This window comes from Eggerthella sp. (assembly GCF_048329335.1).
GTDB classification, from domain to species: domain Bacteria; phylum Actinomycetota; class Coriobacteriia; order Coriobacteriales; family Eggerthellaceae; genus Eggerthella; species Eggerthella lenta.
The window spans coordinates 1-3,996 of the sequence record NZ_DBFEGU010000385.1 but is presented as its reverse complement, the minus strand read 5'-3'; the positions used below and the strand labels follow the sequence as shown (position 1 = coordinate 3,996).

Here is a 3,996-nt window from a genome sequence, read left to right as displayed (position 1 = left end):
GCTCCGGCAGCACGGGCGCGCCGACGGGCTCCAGCGGTGCGGCCGGCTCGACCGCGGGTTCGGGGACGGCCGGCTCTGCCGGAGCGGCGCAGCTGGCGGCGAATCCGCCTGCGGCTTCCGTCGCGTCCTGACGTCGCGACGCGGGGTATACTGAGCGGCATGACTTCAACCGCCTACAGCTTCGATGCCGCGCTCGATGAGGGAGGCTGCTTGCGCGTCCGCTTCGCTAAGGACGCACTGCGCCCGCACGCTCGGTTCTCGCAGGATGCGGGGTAGCGCGTGGAATTCGGCATCACCATACCCATGCAGCGCCATGTGGGCCTGCCGCGCCCGCCGTACGGCGAGGTGGACGACCTGCTGTTCTGCTGGGAGGCGCACCGCATAGCCCTGGGAGGTTGCGATATGCTGCTGCTGGCGAACGCGAGCAACCGCTTCGCCGCGTTCGCGTGCATGCAGCCCGGGGAGTGGCGCGACTGGGAGCGCTCGGCGGTGTCGGCGCTGCGCGCGTCGCTGGCGGCATGCGGCTTCGCCGAGGGTTCGATCGACGCGTACCTGTTCTTCGGCGGGATTCCGGTCGTGACGCGCACGCACGGCCGGCGCCCCGTGGCGTTCATGAACGTGCTGGTGGATAAGCTGCTGCCGCTGGCGCTTCCCCTTCCGTCCGACGAGGGCGAGCCGTTCCCGCACGAGCTGTGCCGCCTCGCCAACGAGCGTATGGCGTGCAAGGCGGCCGGCTTCGAGGGTATCGGCCTGCCGGCCGAGCGCTTCGCGGCCGACCTCGCGCGTCTGGGAATCGGGCGGGCGCGATAGGCGTTCCGTGCTGCCGCGCATCTTCGCCCTAAAAACACGCCACAGCGCGTGAGGCGTGTTTTCGGAGCGATGATGATGCGTCGACGCGCATCGCAGGCGCCATGCCGCCGCGACCGCCGTCGTTCGAAACGGACGGTCCGGACTCGGAAACCGACCGCTTCGGGCGACAATGCGGCGGGCTTCTCGCGCGGCCGATCCGGCGGCCGTGCTACCATGATCGCCGACAGAAAGGACGCGCATGATGGCAACCGGCGACACCGCCACCTCGAAACTGGAACTGATCATGGGACGCGACGGCCTGGCGCGCCTCGCGGATTCCACCGTCATGGTGCTGGGCGTGGGCGGCGTGGGCTCGAACTGCGTCGAGGCGCTGGCGCGCGGCGGCGTGGGGCGGCTCATCGTGGTGGACCACGACGTGGTGCAGGCCAGCAACATCAACCGCCAGGCCATCGCGTTTCGCAGCACCATCGGCCGTAAGAAGGTGGACGTGGCGCGCGCGATGATCGCCGACATCAACCCCGAGGCGCAGGTGGAGGCGCTCGACCGGTTCGTGCTGGCCGAGGACGTGCCCGAATTCCTGGACGCCTACGCCGACAGGGTGGACTACGTGGTGGACGCCATCGACACGATCTCGGCGAAGCTGGCCGTCGCGCAGTACGCCGATGCGCACGGCGTGCGCCTCGTCAGCAGCATGGGAGCGGCCAACAAGCTGCGGCCCGAAGCTTTCCGGTTCGCCGACGTGTTCGACACGGTGAGCTGCCCGCTGTGCCGAATCATGCGCAAGGAGGCGCGCAAACGCGGCATCCGCCGCCTGCGAGTGCTGTACTCGTGCGAGCAGCCCGTGCCGGTGCCCGTGCGCGAGGGTGCGGAGCGCCGCGAGCGGTCGAACCTGGGCACCGCCTCGTTCGTGCCGCCCATCATGGGCCAGATGATCGCCGGCGAGGTGCTGTGCGCGCTCGCAGGCGTTGGCGCGCATGCGGGGGAGGAGCACGCATGATGTCCTGTCATCCTGAGCGCAGCGCGCAGCGCGGAGTCGAAGGATCCCGTGCGGCGTCAGCCAGCGCGCTGTTCGATCTGCACTGCCACCTGGACTTCGATCCCGACGTGCGGGTTGCTGCCCAGGAGCTGGCGGAGCTCGACATGGGCGCGTTCTCTACGACGGTGACGCCGGAGGGCTACGAGTGGGCGTGCGAGCTGCTGGAGCCGTTCGGCAACGTGCGCGTGGGGCTGGGCCTGCACCCGTGGTGGATCGCCGACGGCCGCTTGGGCTCGCAGGACGTGGCGCTGTTCGAGCGGTTGGCGAAGGACGAGCGCTTCATCGGGGAAGTCGGCCTCGACTTCGGCCGCGATCGCGCCGCGACGCGCGACATGCAGGTTGCGGCGTTCGAGCGCGTCGCGCGGGCGTGCGCGAGCGGCGGCAAGGTGCTGTCGATCCATGCCGTGAAGGCTGCGGGCGAGGCGCTCGACGTGCTTGAGCGCGCGGGCGCGCTCGCGGGAAACGCCTGCATCTTCCATTGGTTCTCGGGCACGTCCGATGAGCTGCAGCGCGCCGTCCGCGCCGGCTGCTTCTTCTCGATCAATCCGCGCATGCTGGCGTCGAAGCGCGGCCGTGCCTACGCCCAGGCCGTCCCGGCCGAGCGCCTGCTGCTGGAAACCGACGCCCCGTCCCAGCCGGGCGAGCGCTACGATGCGCCCGCCGAAGCCGCTCGGCTCGCCGCCATGCTCGAAGCCCTCGCCGACCTGCGTCGCACGCCCCGCGACGACCTTGCCGCTCGTATCGCGCGGACCGGCCGCGAGCTTTTGCGCTAGCTTTTCGTCACGGCCGGTCAACGGAGCTCCCACGAGCGCCGCGCCAGCCGCTCGCGACCGACGCCTCCTCCTATAGTGCCGGTAAGGATGCGAAACCGAAAGGAGGTCGTGCGATGGAGCTGGGAACGCTGCCCGAGTGGTTCACCGCGTGCGCCGAGGTGCTGGCGGTGTGCACCGCGCTGTTCCTGCCGCAGTACACGGCGTACCGCAACCGCAAGGCGAGCTACGACCGCATGCTCCGCGTGACGTCGGGGCTGCTGCGCGACCTGGCCGACGACTTGGAACGTTGCTGCGGGTGCGATGCCTTGCAACTCGAAAGCGCCAAGGAGCTGCAACTGTACCTGCGCGTCTCGTTCTACGCTTTGAGCGAGGCCAGGGAAATCGCGCTGCGCGCCGAAGTCGAGCGCCTCTATCGGCGCCTCGTCGCGCCGCACGCCGACCTGCCCGCCCTCCGCAAGGAGATCGCCGAGATCGAAGGAGGCGGCGGGAGATGATGGCCGGCACGGTGCACGACGTGGCTCTCGTGTTCGAGGGCGGCGGGATGCGCAACTCGTATTCGGCGGGCGCGATCAGCGTCATGCTGGAGCAAGGGCTGTTCTTCGACGACGTGTACGGATTGTCGGCGGGGGCGACGAATGCGATCGACTACGTCTCGCGTGACGCGCGCCGCAACGAAGCCTCGTTCACCGCATGTCTCGACGACCTCTTGTTTCGCTGGTGGGTGATGCTGTTCGTGGACGCCGACGGCGTCGGCGCGGCGCTGCACGGCGATGCGCGCGTCCTCTCAAGCTGCGCGCTGCCCTTCGACTTCGACGCCTTCCAAGCGAACCCAGCGCGCGCCACCTTGCAGGCCATCGACCGCGACACGGGCGAGACGGTCTGTTTCACGCGCGGCGATTTTCCTACCGAGCAGACGCTCATGGAGCGCGTCCGCGCCTCGACGAGCTATCCCATCGTGCTGCCGCCGACGGTCGTCGACGGGCGTGCGCTGTACGACGGCGGCATCGGACGAGGCGGCGGCATCATGGTGCCGCGCGCGATGGACGATGGGCTGAGCAGGTTCTTCGTCGTCTGCACGCGTCCGCGCGGCTTCCGCAGACCGCTCAAGCCCAACCGCTTCTACGACGCGTTCTTCTGGCGGCGTCCGCGCATGCGGGAGGCGCTGGACACCTGGAACCGGCGCTACGACGCCGAACTCGACCGGCTCGACCGACTCGAGGCCGAGGGCCGCGCCTACGTGTTCTACGCGAACGATCAGGGCGTGAAGAACACCGAGCGCGACGCGGAGAAGCTCGCCCGCAACTACGAGCGAGGCCGCATGCAGGCTTTATCCGAATTCGACAAGTGGGAGAGGTTTCTCTCAGGGCAGGGGGTTTG

The 3,996-nt window shown here is 69.4% G+C and carries 5 protein-coding genes; all 5 read left to right on the top strand.

Going from position 1 to position 3,996, the window contains the following annotated elements; genetic code table 11:
- Positions 1-279: 279 nt before the first annotated feature.
- Complete coding sequence (locus tag ACMO6A_RS11905) at positions 280-810, top strand: DUF6933 domain-containing protein (protein ID WP_009304986.1); 531 nt, start codon at positions 280-282, stop codon at positions 808-810.
- Between the two features lie 238 nt (positions 811-1,048).
- Positions 1,049-1,807 (top strand): tRNA threonylcarbamoyladenosine dehydratase, encoded by a 759-nt coding sequence (locus ACMO6A_RS11900; protein WP_009304985.1) that lies wholly within the window; start codon positions 1,049-1,051, stop codon positions 1,805-1,807.
- Entirely contained in the window at positions 1,804-2,619 is an 816-nt protein-coding gene (locus ACMO6A_RS11895; protein WP_009608761.1) for a TatD family hydrolase, read from the top strand. Before ACMO6A_RS11900 ends, ACMO6A_RS11895 begins: the two co-directional genes overlap by 4 nt.
- Before the next feature lie 113 nt (positions 2,620-2,732).
- Positions 2,733-3,113: a hypothetical protein gene (locus tag ACMO6A_RS11890; protein ID WP_009304983.1), complete on the top strand. Its 381-nt coding sequence runs from the start codon at positions 2,733-2,735 to the stop codon at positions 3,111-3,113.
- A partial coding sequence (locus tag ACMO6A_RS11885; RefSeq protein WP_009608713.1) for a patatin-like phospholipase family protein occupies positions 3,110-3,996 on the top strand: 887 nt, incomplete at its 3' end. The genes ACMO6A_RS11890 and ACMO6A_RS11885, both read left to right, overlap by 4 nt.